This window comes from Muricauda brasiliensis, from assembly GCF_003057865.1.
Classification (GTDB): domain Bacteria; phylum Bacteroidota; class Bacteroidia; order Flavobacteriales; family Flavobacteriaceae; genus Flagellimonas; species Flagellimonas chongwuensis.
This window is the reverse complement of record NZ_QBTW01000011.1, coordinates 707,465-729,218: the sequence shown is the minus strand read 5'-3', so window position 1 is coordinate 729,218 and position 21,754 is coordinate 707,465. Positions and strand designations below refer to the sequence as shown.

General features: G+C 40.8%; 18 protein-coding genes. 3 read left to right on the top strand and 15 right to left on the bottom strand.

The window, feature by feature from the left end; translation table 11 throughout:
* Positions 1–23: 23 nt before the first annotated feature.
* Positions 24–2,273: a TonB-dependent receptor gene (locus tag DCK90_RS09190; RefSeq protein WP_108245876.1), complete on the bottom strand. Its 2,250-nt coding sequence runs from the start codon at positions 2,271–2,273 to the stop codon at positions 24–26.
* A 317-nt stretch (positions 2,274–2,590) separates the two neighbouring features.
* Here DCK90_RS09190 and DCK90_RS09185 point away from each other — a divergent pair, with 317 nt between their 5' ends.
* A complete protein-coding gene (locus tag DCK90_RS09185) occupies positions 2,591–4,987 on the top strand; it encodes a hybrid sensor histidine kinase/response regulator (protein ID WP_159075798.1) in 2,397 nt (798 codons plus the stop codon).
* Here the strand turns inward: DCK90_RS09185 and DCK90_RS09180 are convergent.
* The 7 genes from DCK90_RS09180 to DCK90_RS09150 all read right to left on the bottom strand — a co-directional run bounded on the left by DCK90_RS09180 (position 4,962) and on the right by DCK90_RS09150 (position 11,017).
* A complete protein-coding gene (locus DCK90_RS09180) occupies positions 4,962–6,308 on the bottom strand; it encodes a sigma-54-dependent transcriptional regulator (protein ID WP_108245874.1) in 1,347 nt (448 codons plus the stop codon). The genes DCK90_RS09185 and DCK90_RS09180 overlap by 26 nt on opposite strands.
* 134 nt (positions 6,309–6,442) lie before the next feature.
* Positions 6,443–6,745, bottom strand: a complete 303-nt coding sequence (locus tag DCK90_RS09175) for a hypothetical protein (protein ID WP_014032362.1) — start codon at positions 6,743–6,745, stop codon at positions 6,443–6,445.
* A gap of 649 nt (positions 6,746–7,394) precedes the next feature.
* The gene (locus tag DCK90_RS09170; RefSeq protein ID WP_108245873.1) at positions 7,395–8,933 is read right to left on the bottom strand and encodes a DUF4301 family protein; all 1,539 of its coding nucleotides are present in this window, start codon (positions 8,931–8,933) and stop codon (positions 7,395–7,397) included.
* Entirely contained in the window at positions 8,914–9,495 is a 582-nt protein-coding gene (locus DCK90_RS09165; protein WP_108245872.1) for an AAA family ATPase, read from the bottom strand. Before DCK90_RS09165 ends, DCK90_RS09170 begins: the two co-directional genes overlap by 20 nt.
* On the bottom strand, positions 9,456–10,091 hold the full coding sequence (gene pnuC / locus DCK90_RS09160; protein WP_108245871.1) for a nicotinamide riboside transporter PnuC: 636 nt from the start codon (positions 10,089–10,091) through the stop codon (positions 9,456–9,458). Before pnuC ends, DCK90_RS09165 begins: the two co-directional genes overlap by 40 nt.
* Complete coding sequence (locus tag DCK90_RS09155; protein ID WP_108245870.1) at positions 10,075–10,335, bottom strand: thiamine-binding protein; 261 nt, start codon at positions 10,333–10,335, stop codon at positions 10,075–10,077. Before DCK90_RS09155 ends, pnuC begins: the two co-directional genes overlap by 17 nt.
* A gap of 40 nt (positions 10,336–10,375) precedes the next feature.
* Positions 10,376–11,017, bottom strand: coding sequence for a 4'-phosphopantetheinyl transferase family protein (locus tag DCK90_RS09150; RefSeq protein ID WP_108245869.1), 642 nt, complete (start codon positions 11,015–11,017; stop codon positions 10,376–10,378).
* Between the two features lie 74 nt (positions 11,018–11,091).
* Here DCK90_RS09150 and ahcY point away from each other — a divergent pair, with 74 nt between their 5' ends.
* Positions 11,092–12,408: an adenosylhomocysteinase gene (gene ahcY / locus DCK90_RS09145; protein ID WP_108245868.1), complete on the top strand. Its 1,317-nt coding sequence runs from the start codon at positions 11,092–11,094 to the stop codon at positions 12,406–12,408.
* Between the two features lie 67 nt (positions 12,409–12,475).
* Here the strand turns inward: ahcY and DCK90_RS09140 are convergent, their stop codons facing one another.
* On the bottom strand, positions 12,476–13,054 hold the full coding sequence (locus DCK90_RS09140) for a DUF3332 domain-containing protein (RefSeq protein WP_108245867.1): 579 nt from the start codon (positions 13,052–13,054) through the stop codon (positions 12,476–12,478).
* Between the two features lie 158 nt (positions 13,055–13,212).
* Here DCK90_RS09140 and DCK90_RS09135 point away from each other — a divergent pair, with 158 nt between their 5' ends.
* On the top strand, positions 13,213–14,325 hold the full coding sequence (locus DCK90_RS09135; RefSeq protein ID WP_108245866.1) for a D-TA family PLP-dependent enzyme: 1,113 nt from the start codon (positions 13,213–13,215) through the stop codon (positions 14,323–14,325).
* On the opposite strand, the gene DCK90_RS09130 is transcribed toward DCK90_RS09135, so the two are convergent.
* From DCK90_RS09130 to DCK90_RS09105, 6 genes are all read right to left on the bottom strand, one after another.
* Positions 14,314–15,336 (bottom strand): phytase, encoded by a 1,023-nt coding sequence (locus DCK90_RS09130; protein ID WP_108245865.1) that lies wholly within the window; start codon positions 15,334–15,336, stop codon positions 14,314–14,316. The genes DCK90_RS09135 and DCK90_RS09130 overlap by 12 nt on opposite strands.
* A 94-nt stretch (positions 15,337–15,430) precedes the next feature.
* Complete coding sequence (locus tag DCK90_RS09125) at positions 15,431–18,334, bottom strand: TonB-dependent receptor (protein WP_108245864.1); 2,904 nt, start codon at positions 18,332–18,334, stop codon at positions 15,431–15,433.
* Between the two features lie 171 nt (positions 18,335–18,505).
* A complete protein-coding gene (locus DCK90_RS09120) occupies positions 18,506–20,095 on the bottom strand; it encodes a tetratricopeptide repeat protein (protein WP_108245863.1) in 1,590 nt (529 codons plus the stop codon).
* A 151-nt stretch (positions 20,096–20,246) separates the two neighbouring features.
* Positions 20,247–20,507: a 50S ribosomal protein L27 gene (rpmA, locus tag DCK90_RS09115; RefSeq protein ID WP_108245862.1), complete on the bottom strand. Its 261-nt coding sequence runs from the start codon at positions 20,505–20,507 to the stop codon at positions 20,247–20,249.
* Between the two features lie 24 nt (positions 20,508–20,531).
* Positions 20,532–21,071: a 50S ribosomal protein L21 gene (rplU, locus tag DCK90_RS09110; protein WP_108245861.1), complete on the bottom strand. Its 540-nt coding sequence runs from the start codon at positions 21,069–21,071 to the stop codon at positions 20,532–20,534.
* A gap of 95 nt (positions 21,072–21,166) precedes the next feature.
* Positions 21,167–21,622 (bottom strand): DUF4199 domain-containing protein, encoded by a 456-nt coding sequence (locus DCK90_RS09105; RefSeq protein ID WP_108245953.1) that lies wholly within the window; start codon positions 21,620–21,622, stop codon positions 21,167–21,169.
* Positions 21,623–21,754 lie beyond the last annotated feature (132 nt).

The following is a 21,754-nucleotide window of genomic DNA, read 5'->3' as shown; positions in this document are numbered from 1 at the left end:
CAGAATCCCGTTCTTTTTACACCTTAAAAGTTGATGGTCGCTCCCACAAGAAAATTGATTCCTGCTTGTGGATAGTAACCGGCACCTTCAATTGTGGTAATGGTTCCAGGATTGGAATAGTCATCATCAAACGTGTAGAAATATCCGTTGGAGACAATATCGGCATCAAAAATATTGTTCACCAAACCGGAAAGTTCAATACTCTTTATAAAAGAGTTCATGTTGATCGTGTACTGAATATTGAAATCCGTTTGGGTATAGCTATCCAAAACCGAGCCTTCGGAATCTATATTGCCCATGTATTGTTTGCCTACAAACTTTGAAAGCAATGAAACCTGAAAGTTGGTGTTGGGCTGATAGGTGATAATGTTGCCCGCAATCAATTTTGGGGAGAAGGCAATATTTGTATTTCCCAAATCTTGAAGCTCTCCATCCCGCTCAAAGAAATAATCTAGGTTCCTGTTATCGCTCAAAGCAATGTTCGGTCTCCATTTAAAGGAATTGGAGAGCGTTACGTTGGCATCGATTTCCAATCCTAAACGATAACTATCACCAACGTTGGACCTCAACGGGGCCCCTACATCATTCAAACCTCCAGTCAAAACCAACTGATCTTTGTAACGCATATAGTACACATTGGTGTTCAACTGAAAACTTGGTGAAACGTATCTCCAGCCCAGCTCAAAATCGTTGAGTTTTTCAGGTTTTGGGCTTCCGCTTTCGTAATCGTTACGGTTGGGCTCCCTATTGGCTCGCGCATACGAAAAGTAAAAGTTATTGTTTCGGTTCAAATCGAAAGTGACTCCAGCTTTCGGGTTAAAAAAATTGAATGTATCGTCCACTAGACCAGTATCCTCGCCATTGGCCTGATAACCAACACCACGATATTGCACATCTCCGAACAAGGACCACTGGTCCGTAAGCTGATAATTAGCCTTTGTGTAGAAGTTTATATCTGTTTTGGTGGAATTATCGTCATAATACCTATCACGAATTTCACTATTGCGTGCATATTCTGCCCATATGATTTCGCCAAAGTGGTCTCCTTTGTATTCATTGTACCCCCCGCCCATAATTAGTTCTAGGCTTTCACTTTTGTAGGTAGCGGAAAATACGGTTCCATAAAAATCATTGTCCAACCAACGGCGGCGAATCAAATCGGTAGTTTCTACCAATTCTCCATTTACTGTGAAAGGTTCCAGACCATAAGTAGCAAAATCGTCTTCTTCCCTGTATTGCTCAAAAAAGCCCCGGCCTCTTGTATAGTGAACGGCCAAATGCGTGTTCCATGCGGAGTTCCAAGTCTCGTACCAGTGCAATTGAAAATGGTCTTGCTTATAATTGTCGACCTCATTTTCATAGTATTGAGTATTTCCGTTATCATCGGTATATTCCCCGGCCGAGTTGTAGGTACGGTTATCTTCCAACTGGTCTGCGGTTATACCGTTCCACGCCTGATAGGTAATTTCGTGTCCACCAAAAAGCAACGCCTTGATCAAGGTATTATCATCTTTATAAGTTCCTTGCAGAAAATAACTTTCCAATTCAGAGGATGCCCGATCTACGTAACCATCTGAAGTTACCCGTGATAAACGTCCAGAAAATTCAAAATGGTCGTTCATTAAACCCGTGCTAAACTTTACGTTGCTGCGCAGTGTATTAAAACTTCCTACTGATGATGAGATTTTTGCATATGCTTCCTCCGAAAAAGCATCGGTCAGCATGTTTAAGCTAGCCCCAAAGGCACCTGCACCGTTCGTAGATGTTCCCACGCCACGCTGCAATTGCAAACTTTGCGTAGAGGAAGCAAAATCGGGCATGTTCACCCAAAAAGTACCATGCGATTCTGCATCGTTATACGGAATACCGTTAATTGTAACGTTGACTCTTGTTGCATCGCTACCACGAACCCGCATACTGGTGTAACCGATACCCGCCCCAGCATCCGATGTGGTCACAACGGCTGGCATAAAATTCATGAGAATCGGGATGTCCTGACCGAGATTTCGAGGAGCCAGTTCCACCTTATCCAAATCAGAAAAAGTAATGGGGAAATCCTTGGTAATCCTTATGGATTGCACTAGAACTTCATCCAGAACAACTTTTGTTCCCTCAAGGCTGTCAACAGGTTCTTCTTGTGCACTTAAGGAAAGTGCCAGGCCAAATAGGGCCGTACTTGCAAATAGCATTTTGGTGCGATGTCCTTTAGTTTTTTTCGACGATCGCAACGAGCCAGAAAAGACTCTTTTTTGAATAATTGAATAGAGTTTCATTCGTAAAAATGTTACGAATAAAAGGGGTCATTATTCTTTGTTAAAAATTGATTTTTGTTTCTAAAGAAACATAGAAATTCCAAGATGCGGCCAGCGCATTCCCTTGGCAGCATTACCCGCCCAGGTTCATTGGGTATAATCTCAGCCTTTTGTTAAAAGCACCCCTTTGAGATGCCGCAAATGTAAGCTGCCCGTATTGATTTTCATAAAAAACATCTTAAAAATTTAACTTTTGCTAACAACCATGCACCCCAAGTGCAAGCGTATATAAGAGTATGCATCCAAAATCAAAAAAAAGGTTTACCCTGAAAATTGTAATGAGCTATGTTACGCTGGGTCTTCTTGCATCTCTGGCTGCATTTTTCATCTATAATGAATTCAAAAGCTACGCCTCATCCAAAAACCAGGACGACAGCAATGAAAAGCTATTGAAGACCAATATATTGCTCACACAACTCTACGATGCTGAAAATTTATCCAAATTGGCCCTCCAGACCAAAAAGCCAGAGGATTTAAGATCCTATGCGCAAAAAGTGGATTCTATTACGGCCTTCATCGATTCTCTAAAGCCGTTGGTAAGATCAGATTACAGTCCCCTAAGTTCTGAATTAGACAGTGTTCAAGAATTACTGAGCCAAAAAGTCTTCAATAATGCAGAATTGCGAAAACTTAAGGTACGGAACGAAAACAATACTTCGTTGGATTCGGTTTTAAAGGCTTTTCATGATATGGAAGTGGGTATGGGAAGAATTACCCCCGAAACCTTTGCTCCGAACTTTGACAAATTATCCCCAGCAGCAAAAGAGTCCATACGAAAATCTGTGGCCATTCTTAATAAGAATATCCCGAACTCAGATGGGGGTGCGGACGCCAACAATATCGATTCCATTTTAGAGGTTTCCAAATCCATCATAAACAAAGCCATTACAGAAACTGCCACTGCCGAGAGGACTGTACTTCAAAAGGAACTCGAAATATATCGCACAGACCTTGAACTTTCCCAAAAAATGAGGGGGATTTTATCGGATTTTGAACGAGAAATGGCCCAGAACACATATCTAGATGCTCTTCAGCAGGAAGAAGCACTGAAAAAAAGCACACGTTTGGCCGGTGGAGCGGTGATCTTAGGGTTGATTATCGTAGTTGTATTCACTTTTATGATTTCCAAAGATTATTGGAAAGTCCAAGAATATCGGGAACGTCTCGAAAGGGCCAAAAAATATTCGGAATCGCTTTTAAAAAGTAGGGAGCAGCTTATATCGACCGTAAGCCACGATCTGCGCACTCCTTTGAATACCATTAGCGGTTATTCCGATTTGATAGGGCAAAGCGGACTAAATTCCGAACAATCGAATTATTTAAAAAAGATTCAATCTTCTTCCGATTATGTAGAAAAACTGGTGAACGACCTTTTGGATTTTTCAAAATTAGAGGCTGGCAAAATTCAATTGGACAAAGTTCCTTTTTTGCTGTCACAGTTAATAGAAGACACGGCAACAGATTTTGAGGAGATGCAATCCAAAAAAGGAGTGTCGTTACAATTGAAAGTCTCCGAAGATTTAAAAACACCCATCATAAACGATCCATTTAGAATACGGCAAATATTATCCAACCTGATTGGCAATGCCTTTAAATTTACCGATGAAGGGTCTGTAAAGGTTACCGCAACTGTGGTTGAAAAAAGTAAATCCAAATGGGCAAAAATCGAGGTTGAGGATACAGGAATCGGAATACCTGCAGAAAAGCAAGAAGCCATTTTCCAAGAGTTTATCCAAGCAGGGGAATCCACAGAGAAAAAACAAATTGGGTATGGCCTTGGCCTGACCATTTCCAAAAAACTTACCGAATTATTGGATGGCACTTTAAGCTTGAGCAGCGAAGTGAACAAGGGGAGTACCTTTACAGTTGAGATTCCTGTTGAGTTTACCAATATCGAAATCAAAGAGGACAATTTCGAAACTCCAATTGTAAAACCTGATGATTTATCCATTTTGGTAATCGATGATGACGAAAATATGTTGAGTCTTATATCAGAAGTCTGCAAACTCCATCAGGTAAAAACCGCAACTTTTACAAATTTTGATGATTTTCACATTTCCGAAATCCATCAATTCGACGTGGTTATCACGGATATTCAAATGCCTTCGATTGATGGTTTTTCAGTATTGGAAAAAGTCAATAATACAGGTTATTCAAAACCCATAATAGCAATGACCGGTCAACAGATTGGAAATAAATCTGAATATTTGGATGCAGGTTTTACCGAAGTTCTGCAGAAACCTTTCTCAGCAACAGACCTATTAAAAGCTTTGTCGTTCGTCAATAATATGAGTTTCAAAAACGAAATCCCGGACACAGCTTCCTCCTTATTTACCATTCGAAATATTTCCGCATTTCTAGACAGTTTTGAGTCGGTCAAAGAAGTTTTGCAGGTCTTTTTGGATAATTCCCTCAAAAACATGGAGCTCATGTTTTCCGCTATTGGCAATCAGGATTATACCGATATTAAGGCCATATCCCACAAAATGCTACCCATGTTCAGGCAATTGGAAGTACATGATGCCATTCAATTATTGGAGGTTTTGGAACATCTTCCCGATGATGCAACAGGAGAAAAGGTATTTGAAATTTTATCAGAACTTCAAACAGTCCTGAACAATCTTGATGTTGAAATCCAAGCATATCTGGCTAAACATCCAATTGATATTGATTGATTTTGTTGTAAAGTGTCTTTCGGGTAACCTGCAACAGTTTTGCTGCCTTGCTCTTGTTAAAGTTGGTTTGCTTTAATGCACTCAGAATCCTTTCTCGTTCAAAATCGGATTTAGAGAAATTGACTTCATGCTCTTTATTGGCGCCATCGACCACCTCATCTGCCAATGCATTAGGGAACATGGTTTCCGTTGGGGAGAAAAGTACAGCTCTTTTGATCACATTTTTCATTTCTCTTAAATTCCCGGGCCAATCGTACTTCTGCAGAATATTTTTGGTTTCCTCGGAAAATTCAAGCACATTTTTGTCCAATTCGGTATTGGCCCTGGCCAAAAAATAATCGGCAAACAGGAGAATATCTTCCCGCCTATCCCTTAAAGATGGTACTTCTATGGAAAATTCATTGAGTCGGTGGTACAAATCTTCCCTAAAATCGCCTTCTTCGACAGCTTCAAGAAGATTTTCGTTTGTGGCGGCTATAATTCGAATATCCACTTGGATTTCTTGGGTGCTACCCACACGTTTTATCTTACGTTCTTGAATGGCCCTGAGCAATTGTACCTGGTGTTCATATGAAAGATTCCCTACCTCGTCCAAAAAGAGTGTTCCGCCATTGGCAGCTTCAAAATGACCTTTTTTATCATCAATAGCTCCCGTAAAACTACCTTTAAGGTGACCAAAAAACTCGCTTGTGGCTATTTCTTTTGGTATGGCCCCACAATCCACGGCCACAAAAGGTTTATTGCTCCTCTTACTTGCCAAATGAATGGAGTTGGCTGTCACCTCTTTTCCCGTACCGCTTTCGCCAGTAAGCAAAACAGACATATTTGTGGGGGCGACCAACTCTACATACTGTTGAAGTTTTTTGGATTTTTCTCCCTGTCCTTTTAAAAAGCCAACGGGCTTCTTCTCCTCTATTGGTACCTTTTTAGAAGGTTCAACAGCCTTTTGTGTTTCGACGACCTGTGTTTTCAATGCTTCTTTGATCACTCCAAGTATCGCCTCTGGTGTAAAAGGTTTTGAAATATAGTCGAAAGCACCTTCTTTGATGGCGTTTACCGCGGTTTTCACCTCTGCATAACCCGTCATCAGAATAACCTGCGTTTTTGGAGAATCGCGTTTGACCTGTGCAAGCAGAGTAACTCCGTTTCCTTTGGGCAATCTTACATCGGACAATATTAAATCGAAAGTTGATGATGCAAGATGTTCCTCTGCTTCTTTGATGGAGAAACCTATGGATACCTCAAAACCGTTCTTGGTCAAAAACTTTTGAAGCATTTGACAGAAAGCGGTATCGTCTTCAATGATTAGGATTTTGGGCATAATTCAGTTACCTAATATACGGCCCATATCTTTTTAAAGATGATTGCTTTCTTATAAAATTATCACAAAAAAAAAGGGCTGCATACTGCAGCCCTTCATCAACCAAACTAACTATTGTGGGGTGATATATCTAATTACATGTCAATCCAGTTCCCTTCAGCATCGGCATATACAGTTCCTGATGTACCGTCTTCAAGGGTAAGTTCCAATTTATATTGGTCCTTATCGTTTTTGTATGCTTTATCGATTTTAGCGGTAGGGTAGTTAGACTCTACTGCGCTAGATACAGCAGAAGGAAGGTCAGACACGCTGATTTCTTCAAAATCTCCTACTACAATCTCGATTGCACTGTTATTTTCTAGTTCTGGAGTTTCAACATTTGCAAATGCTGTGATTCCTACAAATGATAGTACTGTTGCTAAAGCTAAATTTTTCATGGTATTTAATTTTATTGTTAAACTTGCTTATCTAACTGAAAACATAGTGCCAACACCAGAAAATTTTTAAAAATCCAGTTAATTTATTGATTTTTAATACTTTACGTTTTTGTGCCAATTTTAATAGTTGTGTAAAACTGTGTAATACCGTAAACAAAGTGTGTAAAAATTATACAAGAAAGGCTGCCCAGGCAGCCTTTCGTATTTGCCAATAAATGGTCACAAGGAAAAAAGACCATGGTACAGATTGGCAGAAATGGATAATACATGGCTAGTGTTTATATAGCATCATCCTGTTTTTTGATATGTTTATGCTTGTTTCTGTTCCTTAAGTAGGATATCAATATATATAGAGCCAAGCCCAACGATACCACGTTTAAAAACAATATTATTTTGTAAAACATATATGCCGTTGTCTATCTTTTTGAACATTAATGAAAAGAAAGCCGTACATAAAGCACGGCTATCTTACCAAATCAACCAACCTAGTTAAGACAACCCCGCAAGGATTATCAAAAAATTTAATCATGTCACCGGAAACGATTCCGATTATATTTTTAGACACATCTTTTAAAACCAAGTCACATTTGAATATAAAAAAACCCGCTACTTTTTCAGCAGCGGGATTAGTCTATTGTTAATTAATCAGTTATGCCTGATGAGTTGGTTTTAAAAGATCATTAACCGTTTTAACCGGATTAAAGGTCACCAGTGGCACCTCTACAAAAATGGTGTTCCAAAAAGCCATTGCCCCATTCCATAATCCAGGGAGCTCCAGTGCCTTCAATTCTTTTCCCTCTTTGGTTTTACCGGTAATAAAACCTTGTTTGCTATCCACAAAGTCCAAAAGGTCAAACTTTTGTGCTTTGTAGTCACGTACCCCGCATACCAGATCTACCGGATTAAAATGTGTGGAATTCTGTAGTATAGCCGCTTGGGCTTTATCCTCCATATCTATTTGGGCGGACTCTATTATCTGAAGGGATATGTTGCCTTGTGCATCTTTTATCCAAAATGGACCGCCACCGGGCTCACCTTCATTTTTGACCATACCGCATATACGTATGGGACGGTTGATTCTGTCCTTCAACATCGCTTTTTGCTCCTCTACTCCAAAATCATCATAATTCTTAGGCATACGTACATTAAGGTCTTTCTCCAAAAACGCTTTGATCTCGTCAGCTTTTTCAATGGAAACTTCATCCTTGTCCAAAAGTCTGGCATAGGCGAACGCTTTGTCCTGAACTTTTTTAAGAACACCTGCCAACATTTTTTTACTGTTTGATACGGTCTCCAAGTTTTTATCGATGACCACATTATCTATATTCTTGATGAAGATAATATCTGCATCCTGATCGTTCAGGTTCTCTATGAGGGCACCATGTCCTCCCGGACGGAACAAAATAGAACCATCGTTATTTTTAAAAGGGTTGTTCTCCATATCTACTGCAATGGTATCAGTAGATGGTTTTTGATTGGAATAGGTAATATTGAAAGAAGTATCTGTTTTCTTGGAGATTTTTGGCCCCACAGTCGCTTCCTCTTTCGCAAACATCTCATCATGCTGTTCCGATACGGTAAAATGAAGATTGGCGGTACCCTTTGTTTTTGCATAGAGGGCGGCTTCTTTCAAATGCTCCTCGAAGGGGGTTGCCGTACCCGTTTTATATTTATGGAAAGGCAAAAGACCTTTGGGATAAAAGCCATAGTTAAGACCGCTGTCCATCAACATTTCCTTTACAAAAAGATAGGCTTCCTCATCTTTGTTGGAGGCTTTGCCCTTGATTCTGGACATGATCAAATCATAAAAGGGAAAGTCGGAAAGATTCTTGGTAAATTTTTTAGCATCTTGGTCTCCTGTGCGTTCTATGTATTCGGACAGCTCTTCTTTTGATGGGTCATAGCTGTCCAAGAAATTGAACATGGCCTTGAACATACGGGATGCCGCTCCGGAGGCTGGAACAAACTTTAATAGTTCAAGTTCCTTTCTATTATCCTCAAAATATTGAAGCAGATCCAACTGCTCCTTTTCCGAGAACCGAAGTATTCCATTGCCCACTACCGCTGCTTGCGATAGTTGTACAAATGGGATGCCTTCTTTAAATGTTTGTATTTGATTATTTACTTTTTCTTTGGAAATTCCTTTGGAGTCCAGTTGTTCCAAGTCTTTAGGACTTAATTTTATCATGTTTTTGGAGAAGTTTATCTATGTGTTCTACTGCTGTGGAAAGCCTTGACGCTTTATCTCCCCTCAAATTAATGAATTTCCTGTTATTATCCTCCAAAGCTTCTTTAAAATGCATAAACATCCGTTCTCTCTCATCCGGTTTGTCCCTAAGATCATCAGCTACCCAAGGCGTGTCGATATAGGTCAGGAAGTAGAGGTCGTAACTGTTTTTTAGGGCGTATTCTTCCAAAAGTGGGTCACAGGTACTGTTGTAATACGCTTCGGAATACACCTTTGTCTCCAAAAGGTCGGTATCACATATAAGTACTTTATTTGCTTTTTTCGCCAATTGGTTCTCTAGGCGCATTTGTCCGTAAGCAATGGGCAACAAATCGTGTGGTTCGCATGTTTTTTGTTCTCTGTCCCATTTATCTTGTAGGTATTCGCGAGCATATTCGGGCACCCATTCGGTATTGTAGTATTCCGCCAGTTGTTTGGACAACGTGGTCTTGCCTGTGGATTCAGGTCCAAAAAGGACCACTTTTATGAGGTTTGTGGGCTCTTGGCCAAGTTTTTCTTCCATGCTAGATATCCCTGTACAGCTAGAACAGTAAAAATGAGGTACTGTAAAGAGAACATACCCCATCCCCTGTAGGCGTACAAAGGTACGGTAATTAAATCACCCAATATCCAAAGGGTCCAGTTTTCCAGCTTTTTGTTGGCCATGTACCACATTGCCGTAAAGAAAACACCCGAGGTAAAGATATCCACGTAGTTTGTGGGCCCTATATCCGCTCCAAAAGCTTTGTAAACCCCGTATGTGACCAACATGGTCAACAGAAAAAAACCAATCCCGATAAATTTCTCCTTAGAATTGGTTCGTGTAATATGTACCACAGGGTTTCTATCATCCCTTCGTCTTGCCCAGTTCCACCATCCATAAATACTCATTATGGAATAGTAGAAGTTCATCATCATGTCCCCGAAAAGATTATCGACAAAAAAGATATAGGTCGTAATAACTGTAGCGACCAAGCCGGTAGGATATACCAGAATATCTTCTTTTTTGGCATAGACAACACTGGCAATACCAAAGAAAAATGCAGTTGCCTCCAAAATGATGAGGGACAGCTCACGACCTTCGTAAGGACCAAGAAAAAAATCAAAAATGGGGTTCATACTCGCTTCGGTCGGATTTTACCATTTTCATGGTCAGCACCACATGGTCCAAATTCTCAAAACTTTTCTTTATTTCTGAATTGAGCAATTCCATTACTTCATCATAACCCCCAAAAACCTGTGTGCTCAGTGGGTTCTCCAAAACAGTAAGTCCAGAGTCTCGCAACTTTTTGATAAAAGCGATTACCGGGGCCTCAAAATCATCCTGAAGCGGAGATAGCGTAAGTTCAACGGATATTCTCATGGAGCAAATAATTTCAGGGTAAAACTACAAAAAGGAATTGTTATCCCCCCATCATTTTAAGGGCATAAACGCACGTAAACCCTTCAAACTCCAAAAACTCGATTTCGTAATGGGTCCTTTTGCCATGGTACAGTATTTCGGCAACGGTTCGAGTATCCTCAAAAGAAAAATCGATGACATTGATATGACGTAAAAAACTGAGCCCCTGTTGTGCATAAATTTTATAGAGCGATTCCTTTGCCCCCCAAACTATGGTCAATTTTCGTATGAGTGCTTCGGAATTGGCCAACGTTTTATACTCTTGGATAGGTGTGAATTTGTGAGCTATCTTCAATATTTTATCGCGTTGCATCTCAATATCTATACCCACTTCATCCGTTTCACTGATGATGATGCCTGTAAAGTTGTGCGAATGGGTAATGGATATAAACTTACCATCTTTTAGATGGGGCTTCCCAAAATCGTCATAATACAAATCATGGTCCACATAACCTGCCTCGGCCATAAGGTGACGAATACTCAAAAAAGCCCGTCGGTGCGCCATGGATTTCATGCCGTCCATCCTAGTTTGACAATGCTCTGTAAGCTCCACATTCTTAGAAAGTTCACCTTCTGGTTCGGTCACTTTCCAGATGTAGACCTTAGTGGTCGGAGAAACTGTTATTGTTTTGTAAAGAGGCATTAACTTAAGTTAAGTGAATTTGTATCTTTGTCGCACTACAAAAGCGAAGCTACAAAAGTAAATTTATATAAAGTATGAGCACAAAGACAATTCCGTATGTTCCTTATAAAGTGAAAGATATCTCTCTTGCCGATTGGGGAAGGAAAGAAATTGAGCTTGCCGAAGCAGAAATGCCAGGTCTTATGGCCCTACGTGAAGAGTATGGGAAACAACAACCTTTAAAAGGTGCTAGAATAGCCGGTTGTTTGCATATGACCATCCAGACTGCTGTTTTGATTGAAACATTGGTCGCACTGGGTGCTGACGTTACCTGGAGTTCTTGCAACATTTTCTCTACTCAGGATCATGCCGCCGCTGCAATTGCCGCTGCTGGAATTCCTGTGTATGCCTGGAAAAGTATGAACGAAAAGGAGTTTGACTGGTGTATAGAACAAACCTTGTTTTTTGGTGAGGACAGAAAGCCGTTGAACATGATCTTGGACGATGGTGGCGACCTTACCAATATGGTGTTGGACCAATATCCAGAACTTGCAGGAGGTATTAAGGGGTTGTCAGAAGAAACTACCACAGGAGTGCACCGCTTGTACGAAAGAATGAAAAAGGGAACACTTCCGATGCCCGCCATCAACGTGAACGATTCTGTTACCAAATCAAAATTTGATAATAAATATGGTTGTCGTGAAAGTGCCGTGGATGCCATTCGTAGAGCTACCGACACTATGTTGGCCGGTAAACGCGTAGTGGTTGCAGGTTATGGCGATGTTGGAAAAGGTACCGCAGCTTCATTCCGTGGAGCCGGTTCCATTGTTACCGTTACCGAAATCGACCCGATCTGTGCCCTACAAGCCTGTATGGATGGTTTTGAAGTGAAAAAACTGGAAACCGTGGTATCCAATGCAGACATCGTGATTACCACAACAGGTAACAAAGATATCATCCGAGAGGAGCATTTCCGTGCCCTTAAGGACAAAGCCATTGTATGTAACATTGGCCATTTTGACAATGAAATAGATATGGCATGGTTGAACGGTACCTATGGAAATACCAAGAATGAAATAAAACCTCAAGTGGACAAATACACCATAGATGGCAAAGATGTGATCATCTTGGCGGAAGGTAGATTGGTAAACCTTGGTTGTGCCACCGGACACCCAAGTTTTGTAATGAGCAACTCGTTCACCAACCAGACCTTGGCGCAAATAGAGCTTTGGAACCACAATGACAAATATGCCAACGAGGTGTACATGCTTCCGAAGCATTTGGACGAAAAAGTGGCCAAACTGCACTTGTCTCGTTTGGGTGCCGAGTTAACAGAGCTTAACGAAGAACAAGCTGAATATATTGGTGTAACCGTAGAAGGTCCTTTTAAACCTGAATACTACCGTTACTAAACACCAAAGGATTAAAAAGCAAAAACCCATGGTGCTTGCCATGGGTTTTTTATTTGGGAAAATTTTATTAATCTGCCAATAGGGTCTCTCCATAGTAGCAGGTCTTGTTTTCTTCCAACAAGGCCAGACCTTCTTCCCTTGTGCTATTTGGGTCAATCTTTATTTCTTCACCATTGGGCATGTAAACAATGTAGAATCCTTCTTCAAAAGAGGAAAGTTTAATAATCTCACCGTTAGGACGAACGGCATTCCAAGATTTTTCATCCGGTTTGTACACCAAATCGATTTTCTTTCCTTTTTTTGGGCCTTCCACCACGGTTACCTGAATTCTGTTCTTGGTTGCGATCATTTCAAAAGTGTTGCCATCGTGCTCCACCATTTGGGTTTCCGACTCTCCATCTTTCATGGCTATCGGGTTGGATCCGGACCAAAATTCGATTACGTTGAAGATAAGGGTATCTCCCAAGAAAAAAAGTGGATATACCGGCACAATGTTCAATCCCCAAAAAATGAGGTTGTCCAAAAACCTACTATCCGTTAATCCCTGGTTCCAATCTTTCAAATTATTGAAAGCGCTAAAAGAACCTAAGCAGCTGGTAAACAAAATAGAGCAGGCTAAAAGTGAAGAAATAATAACTTTTTTCATGATATAAGATTTATAGTTAATGCTATTGAAGGTACAAAAGATTTTGATTTTAGGTTTTCTAGAATCTCATTTCGACACATTTAATTGGTCCGCCGGCAAAAAAATTCCTAGGCATCAAATCTTGATTCTTACCTTTATTGGTTCAAAAGAGGAATGTTATGAATGACCATTGGTACGAAATTGAAAATATTGAAACTGTTGATTCCCCATCCATCTCATTGTACTTGGAACATCTCAAGTTCAATATAGAAGAGATGGTTTCGATGGTCCATGGACAAACAGATAGATTGATGCCGCACATAAAGACCAACAAAATGCCCCGGGTAATGGAGCTTTTGTTGGGCTCGGGAATCTCAAAATTCAAGTCTTCCACTATTTCCGAAGCAGAGATTGCCGCAGAGGCTGGAGCCAAAGCCGTTTTTATTGCCCATCAATTGGTGGGACCAAAGTTGGATCGTTTTTTACGTTTGATGGAACACTATCCAAATACAGAGTTTTCAACTTTAGTGGACAATTTGGACAGTGCGGAACTTTTAAACCAAAAAGCCAAAGAAAAAGAGCTCACGGCCAATATTTATATTGATATCAACAATGGAATGGACCGGTCCGGAATCCAAATTGGCCCAGGGCTGGACGAGCTCATCAACTATTTGAAAATATGCAAATCACTCAATTTTAAAGGGCTGCACGCTTACGATGGCCACCTAAGGGATTCCGATTTTGAGGTGCGCAACCAAAAAATAGAACAAGAGGTAATGGATGTGGTGGTTTATTTTGATGCGCTAAGGGTAGATTACCCCCATGCTCAATTGATATGTGGCGGAACCCCATCGTTCACATCTCATTTGCTGCAAGAAAATAGAATTACCAGCCCCGGCACTTGTGTGCTTTGGGATTGGGGATATGGTGAAAAATTGACGGAACAAAATTTCAAGCATGCCGCAATCTTGGTCACACGGGTAATTTCCAAACCAACCGAAGGGATTATAACCGTAGACTTGGGACATAAATCGGTAGCGGCCGAAAACCCAATTGACAAGCGTGTGAAATTCCTGAATCTTGATGGTTACGAACTGCTTTCACAGAGTGAGGAACACGGGGTGATCAAGGTAAAGGATTGGGACAAATACAAAGTTGGTGATGTCCTGTACGGGATTCCGTATCATATTTGTCCCAGTATCAACCTTCATGATGAAGTTTCTGTTATCGAGAACGGTAAAAAAGTGGATACCTGGGAAATTACCGCCCGAAAACGAAAACTAAGGTTTTAAGTCCAGCGCCTTTTTCAGGTCGTAGAAATAAAAGTTTTTTTCATCGTTCATGGCGGCGAAAAGACCATTTGGGAACGTATCGTTCAATGGCACAGTGACCACATCGCAACCATCGGTTTCCAAGGTAGATAGATTTACGGCTTTTACAAAACTATTGTCCTTTCGGGAGAATATGTTGAACTGTCCGCGTTGTTGATCGGAAACAATGATGTATCCCTCCCCATTGGCGTACCTGGCAATGGCAATGCCTTCAATATCCTCCAAGAACAGTTCACCACCGAAACAGGCCAATTCTTCATTGCCCATACTTGGTTCAGCGTAATATTTTTTTACGCATTCTCCTTCGTCGGAATAGTAAACGTAACCCATTTCGTTATCCACAGCTATGGCCTCGATTTCCTTTCCTCCTGTAAAACTCCCGAATTTACGCACCAAATTGGACGAAACCCCTGTGCTGTCCGATTCCAGTTTATATTGATACAAATACGAACCGCTTAGTCCTATCTTTCTGCCGACAATCGCATATAGGGATGAATCCTTTGGGGATTTGTACAGACTAATTCCCATGGCCAAACGTTGCTCCATATCCGTTTCATCCTCGAATACTGGAAAACCACCGCCATCGAGCGGTTTCATGTCGGGCACGGAGAACAATCTGATCTGTTGTTTTTCCCTTTCGGTAAAAGCGATTACATCAACGGTAACGGAATCGTTTAGCTGAAAGCCATATTCCAAATCCACATTATTGGGTCTTTGGATGTTTTTGATGGATTTCTCCTCAATGATCTTACCATCAAGGTCAAAGGCATAAACACCGCCGTTGGTCTCTTTATCGGTTCCGAACACAATACTTTTGGATGCATCGTCCGGATTGATCCAAATAGCGGGGTCATCGGTATCGTTCGGCGTTTTTTCTGTGATTATATCTGGGGCAATAGCTGGCAGTTTGCTTCCTTGATTGCAAGAGGTCAATGCAACAGCAGCTATAATTGGTATAAATATTTTTCTCATATTGATAATTAAGATAGGAAATGCCAGTCCCAAGCGCCTACCCTTACTTGGTAGGCACTTGTTGTGACACCGTATATAAATATACTACCTGAAATTATTTTCTAAACAAGTCGTACTTCAAACCAAAGGTGAATCTTACGCTGTAAAATTCTGCTTGTTGTGTTCTTTCCTTTACGCTTTGGAAATAGCGCAGCGGCTGGTTTGTAATATTGTTCACATCGGTATAGATTCTCAAATTGTTGGTGATGGCGTAACTGGCATTAAAATCCAAGAAAAACTGGGTATCATAATACCTATCCTCAAAAGCATTGCCTCCTATTTCATCAATATAAGAATCCGAGAAGTTAGCGGATAGCCTGGCGCTGAACCTTTTATCGGCATAACCCAAGGAACCATTGAACATATTCGGGGAGGTGTTTGGCAAATCCAAATCGGTACGCTCGTCACCATCCTCGTTACGGATACCATCAGCGTTTGATGATAGGTAAGTGTAGTTCAGATAAATGCTAAAGTTCCTGGCAAAACCGGGCAAGAAGTCCAATTGCCTTTGAAAAGATACCTCAGCACCAAAAATGGAAGCAGAATCGCCGTTCAAAGGCTGAAACACATCATAACCCGTAGTTCCGGAACCAAATGCATCATCTTCTGCTTCGGTGATATAGGTGTAGATAAAATCATTTATCCTTTTGTAGAATAATCCCCCGGATAGGATACCAACGCTTTCAAAATAGTGCTCAGCATTCAAGTCAAAGTTCATGGAGGTTGTTGGGTCCAATTCTGGATTGCCTACGATAACCTCCTCGTCCTCGTTTACGATTTCCGATCTTGGAATAAGGTCCACGTAATTTGGGCGCGCCAAAGTATTTGTCCATGCAAACCTTAAAACAGTGCTATTGTCCAAGTCATATTTAAAGTGAATGCCCGGCAATACATTGGTATACGAATTCTCGTCCGAAACGCCTTCAACCTCTATACTTTCTTCGATTCCTGCATCTTCGTCTTCCTCTATATAAACTACTCTGTTTCCTTCGGAATCAAGTTTAGTATTCTCTACCCTAACACCTGCCAATACACTCAATTTCTCTGAAAGTTTTTGGTTGAACATTAGATAAGCCGCCAGAACGTTCTCCTTTACCTCGAAATTCCCAGGAAGGTACTCGTCCGGTAAAGCTTCGCCGTTTGTACTGTTCAAATCAAGTGCCCCCAACCATTCTTCGCTTGCAAAAGTTCCCGCTTGGAACTTCTCTCCTGCCAAGTAATCCGGGTCAGTGTAATTTTTTACAGGAACTGCGCCCAACGTTGGGTACAAATCCTCCAAATCATATTCAAAGAAATCATTGTTTCTCAATTTGGTCTTGAAACGGCCTCTTGCCCCGAATTTGATGCTACCTTCCCCCTTACCAAAAATATCGGCGGGCAATTCAAAATTTGCAAAAAAGTTGATATCCTCTTCTTCGGTGTATTGGTTTTCGTTGGTGATCTCATCAAACTCAAAATTATCCAAGTTATTAAAGTCGCTTGGGTCGGCAGCTGTCATAATCGGGTACTTTGGGTCAAAGTTATCGTTGTTGATGATATACTCGGCGGCGTAGGCGGCGTAACGCTCGTTCAAACGTTCTTCTGATGCTTTGGCATAAGCTCCCATCCAATCAAATTTTAGATTCCCAAAAAGATGATCACCTCCCAAGGTATAGTTCTGCATACGCTGGTCTTCCAACCTACGGTTTTTGTTTCTACCACCCGCTATTCCACCTTTGGATTCGCGCACGGCCTCAATCGGGAAACGCGTTGGAACCCCATTGGTTATGGTAAAATCCCCTTCTTCTATATCCTCGCCGTCCAATATCTCTTGGGCAAATGCAAATCTGTTCTCCCGGTCGTCCCTCCAGTTGTACATCGTCTTTAAATAGATGTTGTTGGCGGCATTGATCTGATAATCAAAATTGGCAGAAAAACTTCTTCTTACCCTTTGCACCAAATAGGTACGTTGCTCCGTAACATTGGTATACGGATTAACATCCATTTCTTCAAGAATAGGCTCGCCCTCTTCATCTTCGACTCCCGTATTGTATTCAAACTCGTTGTCCCACTCGGCTTCGATATTATCGGAACCAAAGTCGTTATCGTTGATCGTTGCCGAGAACATGTACCCGAATTTTCCATCGTTGGTACGGTCACCCACTAAAATGGAACCGTTCCAAATACGCTTGTCGGTAATAAAGTTAACTCCCGAACCCGCGGTGGCAGAAAGCCTGAAACCTTGTGGCGCCGTTCTGGTCACCAAGTTTACAGAACCACCCAGTGCATCACCGTCCATATCGGGGGTAACCGCCTTGTTCACTTCAATGGTCTGGATCATATCCGAAGGGATAAGGTCCATCTGAATATTTCTGTTATCGGATTCTGCAGAAGGAATCCTGCTTCCGTTCAAGGTAACAGAGTTTAACTGTGGAGAAAGACCACGAACAATTATATTACGTGCCTCACCTTGATCTACTTGCATGGTGATGCCCGGAATACGCTTAACGGCATCACCAATGTTAGCATCGGGGAATTTTCCAATCTGGTCGGTAGAGACCACGTTGGTGATGTTCATATTGTTTCTCTGCGTATTCAATGCTTTGGATTGTCCACTAAGTCCGTAAGCACTCACCTGAACTTCATCCAATTCCATATTCGAGGATTGAAGCGTAATACTCACAGGGGTGGTTTGTCCCGCACTCACAGTTACTTCCTGCTCAACATCGGAGTAGCCCATATAGGTTATCCTTAAGGTATAGCTCCCTTCGGGGATGCCCACCAAAGTAAATTTTCCATCAAAATTGGAAATGGCTCCTTTTACCAAGGATTCGATATACACATTGGCACCGGGAACATAGATACCGTTCTCATCGGTAATCGTACCCTGAATATTTCCTGATTGTGCTTGGCCCATTGCCGTTCCGAGCACCAGAAATAGCGTTACAAAAAGTAGTTTTTTAAGGTTCATCAATTTCATTTTGGTTTACGTTAGAATGTTATCCAAAACTATGTATATCAACTCTTTATGATTTAAATTAAAGGGAAACAAAAAGGAAACAAAAGTGAAAATCGATAGAAACAAGAGGGCAACAATTACAGTTTTTTTACATTGGGATAACCTTTCCTCAAAAAGAGAGGTATTAAGAGGTTAAAGTTCAATCATAAAGTTGACCAACTCTTCTTTTTGGTCAATGGGTAACTTTTTTCTCAATCGGTAACGGGCCACTCTAACGCTATCCGGAGTAACACGTAAAATGGATGCAATTTCTTTTGAAGAAAGATTTAGACGTAATAACATTCCCAATCGTAATTCTGCCGGAGATAATGAATCCTCCGAAAGCATCGAAAGTTTCTTGATAAACTCTGGGTGGATCTCCTTAAAAAAAGTCATAAACTCGTCCCATTCCTGTTCCTGCTTTAGATTAAAATCTATCTCGTTGACCAGTTCCTTTATTTTGTCCGAAGTATTCATATGTTTTCGTGAGACCATATTCCGAAGTGTGTTTGACATATCGAGCAAAATCTTGTTCTTTTGGGAGAGGTGCAGGCTATATCGCGATAATGAGGCTGCTTTTAACTGCACTTCGCGCTGTAAGTTTTGTTCCTCAATGGCTTTTTTGTCCAACTCTGCCTTGAGCATACGGTGTTTATACTCCTGAATCTTCAACGTAGCCTTCCGCTTTCTGCCCATATAGTAAAAGAGAATTATAAAAATAACGGCTATGGCGAATAGTGCAACCCAAAGTAAATTCTGATTGGCAACACTTACCTTGTTCTGCTCCTTCAATAGTTGAATCTCTGCTTCTTTTTTATTGGTCTCATAAATGGTTTGGAGCACGTTCAATTGGTCATAGTTTTGTGACCTTAGCATTTCACTATTATATTCTTCAGCAAGAAGCAGATGCTCGTGCGCCATTTCAAAATTGCCCATGAGGGCGTAGTTTTTGGAAAGGTCTTTATGCGCGCTCTCCAATTCATGGAGATCGTTCAACCCCTTGGCCAAGTCCAAAGCCATTGTGGTATAGGCTAAGCCTATTTGATAATCGCCCCGTTTTCGGAATGAATCACCAAGATTATTGAGCACATTGATTTCCTCGGTTGTGTTTTTGCCTTCAAAATAACAATAGGCCTTATTAAAGAATTGGTAAGCGCGGTCGAACTGTCCCAAATCCTCATATATGCTGCCCATATTTTCGTTGGTAATAGCAACTCCATAATAATCATCCAATTTTTGAAAAAGCTCTAAACTTTGGGTTTGGTCTTGGAGGGCTTCGTCGTATTTGGATTGTTTTTCGTGGCTTGCTCCCAACAGCCCTAGTGAAACGGCCAAACCCTTATCATCTTTGAGTTGTTCTGATGCTTGTTTGGTTTCCTCAAAGTACTTTTCGGCCAACTCAAAATTGTTCAACGAAAGATATACTTTACCAATATTATTGTTGAGTGTAATGTGCAGAGATTCATCCAAATTGGTCCCTAACTGTTCCAATGCAGAATTGTATTGCGCTATGGCTTCGGTATACAGACCAAGTGTATGATAGTACTCACCCAATTGAAGATAGGCTTGTGCAATTTTGGTCAGGTTCTCAGGATTCTTTTTTGCAATCTCCAATTGATTTTGAAGTGCATTGTAAGTATCCGTAGTTTTTCTATTCGTTATAGGTACATTGGTCTGTTGTCCCGAACCGCCCATCGGAATCAATAAACTGAACAAAAAAACAAAACCAAAAACATTTTTCATGGTGGGTTATTGAGCAAAAAGCAAAAGTTCAAGTACGCTTTTGATTCTCACTCCAACATCACCATTGGGTTAACAAACCATTAAAAATAAAGACAACAAAAAAGGCCCTGCAAATGCAGGGCCTTTCCGTATTAACTTTTATAAATCGCTGTTATGCTTCAAAAGGTTCGATGGAAACATAAGATTTACCACCAACTTTCTTTTCAAACTTAACCACACCATCTACCTTGGCATGCAAAGTATGGTCTTTTCCAGCGTATACGTTTTCGCCAGGATTGTGCTTGGTACCACGTTGTCTTACAATAATGTTACCAGCAACTGCTGCCTGACCACCAAAAATCTTAACACCTAAGCGTTTCGATTCTGATTCTCTACCGTTTTTTGAACTACCTACACCTTTCTTGTGAGCCATGATATATAAATTTTAGTTCTTTTCTTATTTGCTTAACGCTTCAATCAACTCGGCTTTCTTCATGGAAGAGTAACCGGTAATTTCCTTGGCTTTTGCCATATCTCTCAATTCAGCAACAGTTTTGGAGCTCAAGTCCTCGGTTGCTTTTGGAGCCTCTTTCTTAGGTGCTTCTGCTTTTTTCTCAGCTTTTTTAGGTTCTGCTGCTGGCTTGGATTCTTCCTTTGCTTTAGCAGGAGCTGCTTTCTTGGCACCTTTTGTCAAAATTCCCTCAACAACGATCTCTGTCAAATATTGTCTGTGACCGTTCTTTTTCTGGTAACCTTTACGTCTTTTCTTTTTAAAGACGATTACCTTGTCTCCTTTTAGGTGCTTTACAACTTTGGCCTCAACAGCCGCACCATCTATGACCGGGGCGCCAATGGTTACGTTATCACCATCTTCCAAAAGAAGAACTTTATCAAAGGTAACTTTGTCACCTTCTTCTCCTTGCAAACGGTGAACGTACACTTTTTGGTCTTTAGCAACTTTAAATTGCTGCCCTGCCATCTCTACAATTGCGTACATAATGCGTTAATTAGATTAAATTTATTGCGCTTTATCAAAATTAGCGGGTGCAAATATACTGCTAAATCCTTAATCCACAAGTATTCCTCACGGATTTAGCCCATTATTTTTTTTGAATTGTTGCTGGTCTTAAAAAGTTGCATAAACGAAAGGGTTAAAACCAAGGTAGTGGCGAACCCCATTATGGCCACGGTGAAAAACACGATGCCCTGGAAATTCCTATAATCATTGGACCAGGCAACCGAAAGTTTGTCCAGAAAAGCACTATCCAATTCCGTCGCATAGAGTGCAAAGAAAATAGTAAACAACAATGTTGCGATAAAGCCAGTGGTTATACCGGCCGTAAACCCATTTCCATAGCTGAAAGACTTACCCTGTTTTATCTTGGTATATTTAATGGTCTCATAAATTCCAAAACCCGTGATTACACCATTGAACAGGCTATAAAACACATTTGTATGCTTGCCCATTAAGGCCAAAATCAAAAAATACGCAATCAGCACAGCACTCGTGACTATGCCAAAACGAATCGGGAGAGTTAAATTTTTCATATTGTATTTTTTTGAATTCATTGTATAATTTACTGAATGTTTGTGAATTATCCCACTCTTTGAAACCAAAGACGAGGTTAAAATTTATCTGCTGCCCGAAAATATTTTATATTTAGCGTAACATCGATTGAT

What these genes read in the sequence shown, in the direction of transcription:
- DCK90_RS09190 (WP_108245876.1), bottom strand. Translation starts at nt 2,273, where the DNA reads ATGAAACTCTATTCAATTATTCAAAAAAGAGTCTTTTCTGGCTCGTTG.
- DCK90_RS09185 (WP_159075798.1), top strand. Translation starts at nt 2,591, where the DNA reads ATGAGCTATGTTACGCTGGGTCTTCTTGCATCTCTGGCTGCATTTTTC.
- DCK90_RS09180 (WP_108245874.1), bottom strand. Translation starts at nt 6,308, where the DNA reads ATGCCCAAAATCCTAATCATTGAAGACGATACCGCTTTCTGTCAAATG.
- DCK90_RS09175 (WP_014032362.1), bottom strand. Translation starts at nt 6,745, where the DNA reads ATGAAAAATTTAGCTTTAGCAACAGTACTATCATTTGTAGGAATCACA.
- DCK90_RS09170 (WP_108245873.1), bottom strand. Translation starts at nt 8,933, where the DNA reads ATGATAAAATTAAGTCCTAAAGACTTGGAACAACTGGACTCCAAAGGA.
- DCK90_RS09165 (WP_108245872.1), bottom strand. Translation starts at nt 9,495, where the DNA reads ATGGAAGAAAAACTTGGCCAAGAGCCCACAAACCTCATAAAAGTGGTC.
- pnuC (WP_108245871.1), bottom strand. Translation starts at nt 10,091, where the DNA reads ATGAACCCCATTTTTGATTTTTTTCTTGGTCCTTACGAAGGTCGTGAG.
- DCK90_RS09155 (WP_108245870.1), bottom strand. Translation starts at nt 10,335, where the DNA reads ATGAGAATATCCGTTGAACTTACGCTATCTCCGCTTCAGGATGATTTT.
- DCK90_RS09150 (WP_108245869.1), bottom strand. Translation starts at nt 11,017, where the DNA reads ATGCCTCTTTACAAAACAATAACAGTTTCTCCGACCACTAAGGTCTAC.
- ahcY (WP_108245868.1), top strand. Translation starts at nt 11,092, where the DNA reads ATGAGCACAAAGACAATTCCGTATGTTCCTTATAAAGTGAAAGATATC.
- DCK90_RS09140 (WP_108245867.1), bottom strand. Translation starts at nt 13,054, where the DNA reads ATGAAAAAAGTTATTATTTCTTCACTTTTAGCCTGCTCTATTTTGTTT.
- DCK90_RS09135 (WP_108245866.1), top strand. Translation starts at nt 13,213, where the DNA reads ATGAATGACCATTGGTACGAAATTGAAAATATTGAAACTGTTGATTCC.
- DCK90_RS09130 (WP_108245865.1), bottom strand. Translation starts at nt 15,336, where the DNA reads ATGAGAAAAATATTTATACCAATTATAGCTGCTGTTGCATTGACCTCT.
- DCK90_RS09125 (WP_108245864.1), bottom strand. Translation starts at nt 18,334, where the DNA reads ATGAAATTGATGAACCTTAAAAAACTACTTTTTGTAACGCTATTTCTG.
- DCK90_RS09120 (WP_108245863.1), bottom strand. Translation starts at nt 20,095, where the DNA reads ATGAAAAATGTTTTTGGTTTTGTTTTTTTGTTCAGTTTATTGATTCCG.
- rpmA (WP_108245862.1), bottom strand. Translation starts at nt 20,507, where the DNA reads ATGGCTCACAAGAAAGGTGTAGGTAGTTCAAAAAACGGTAGAGAATCA.
- rplU (WP_108245861.1), bottom strand. Translation starts at nt 21,071, where the DNA reads ATGTACGCAATTGTAGAGATGGCAGGGCAGCAATTTAAAGTTGCTAAA.
- DCK90_RS09105 (WP_108245953.1), bottom strand. Translation starts at nt 21,622, where the DNA reads ATGAAAAATTTAACTCTCCCGATTCGTTTTGGCATAGTCACGAGTGCT.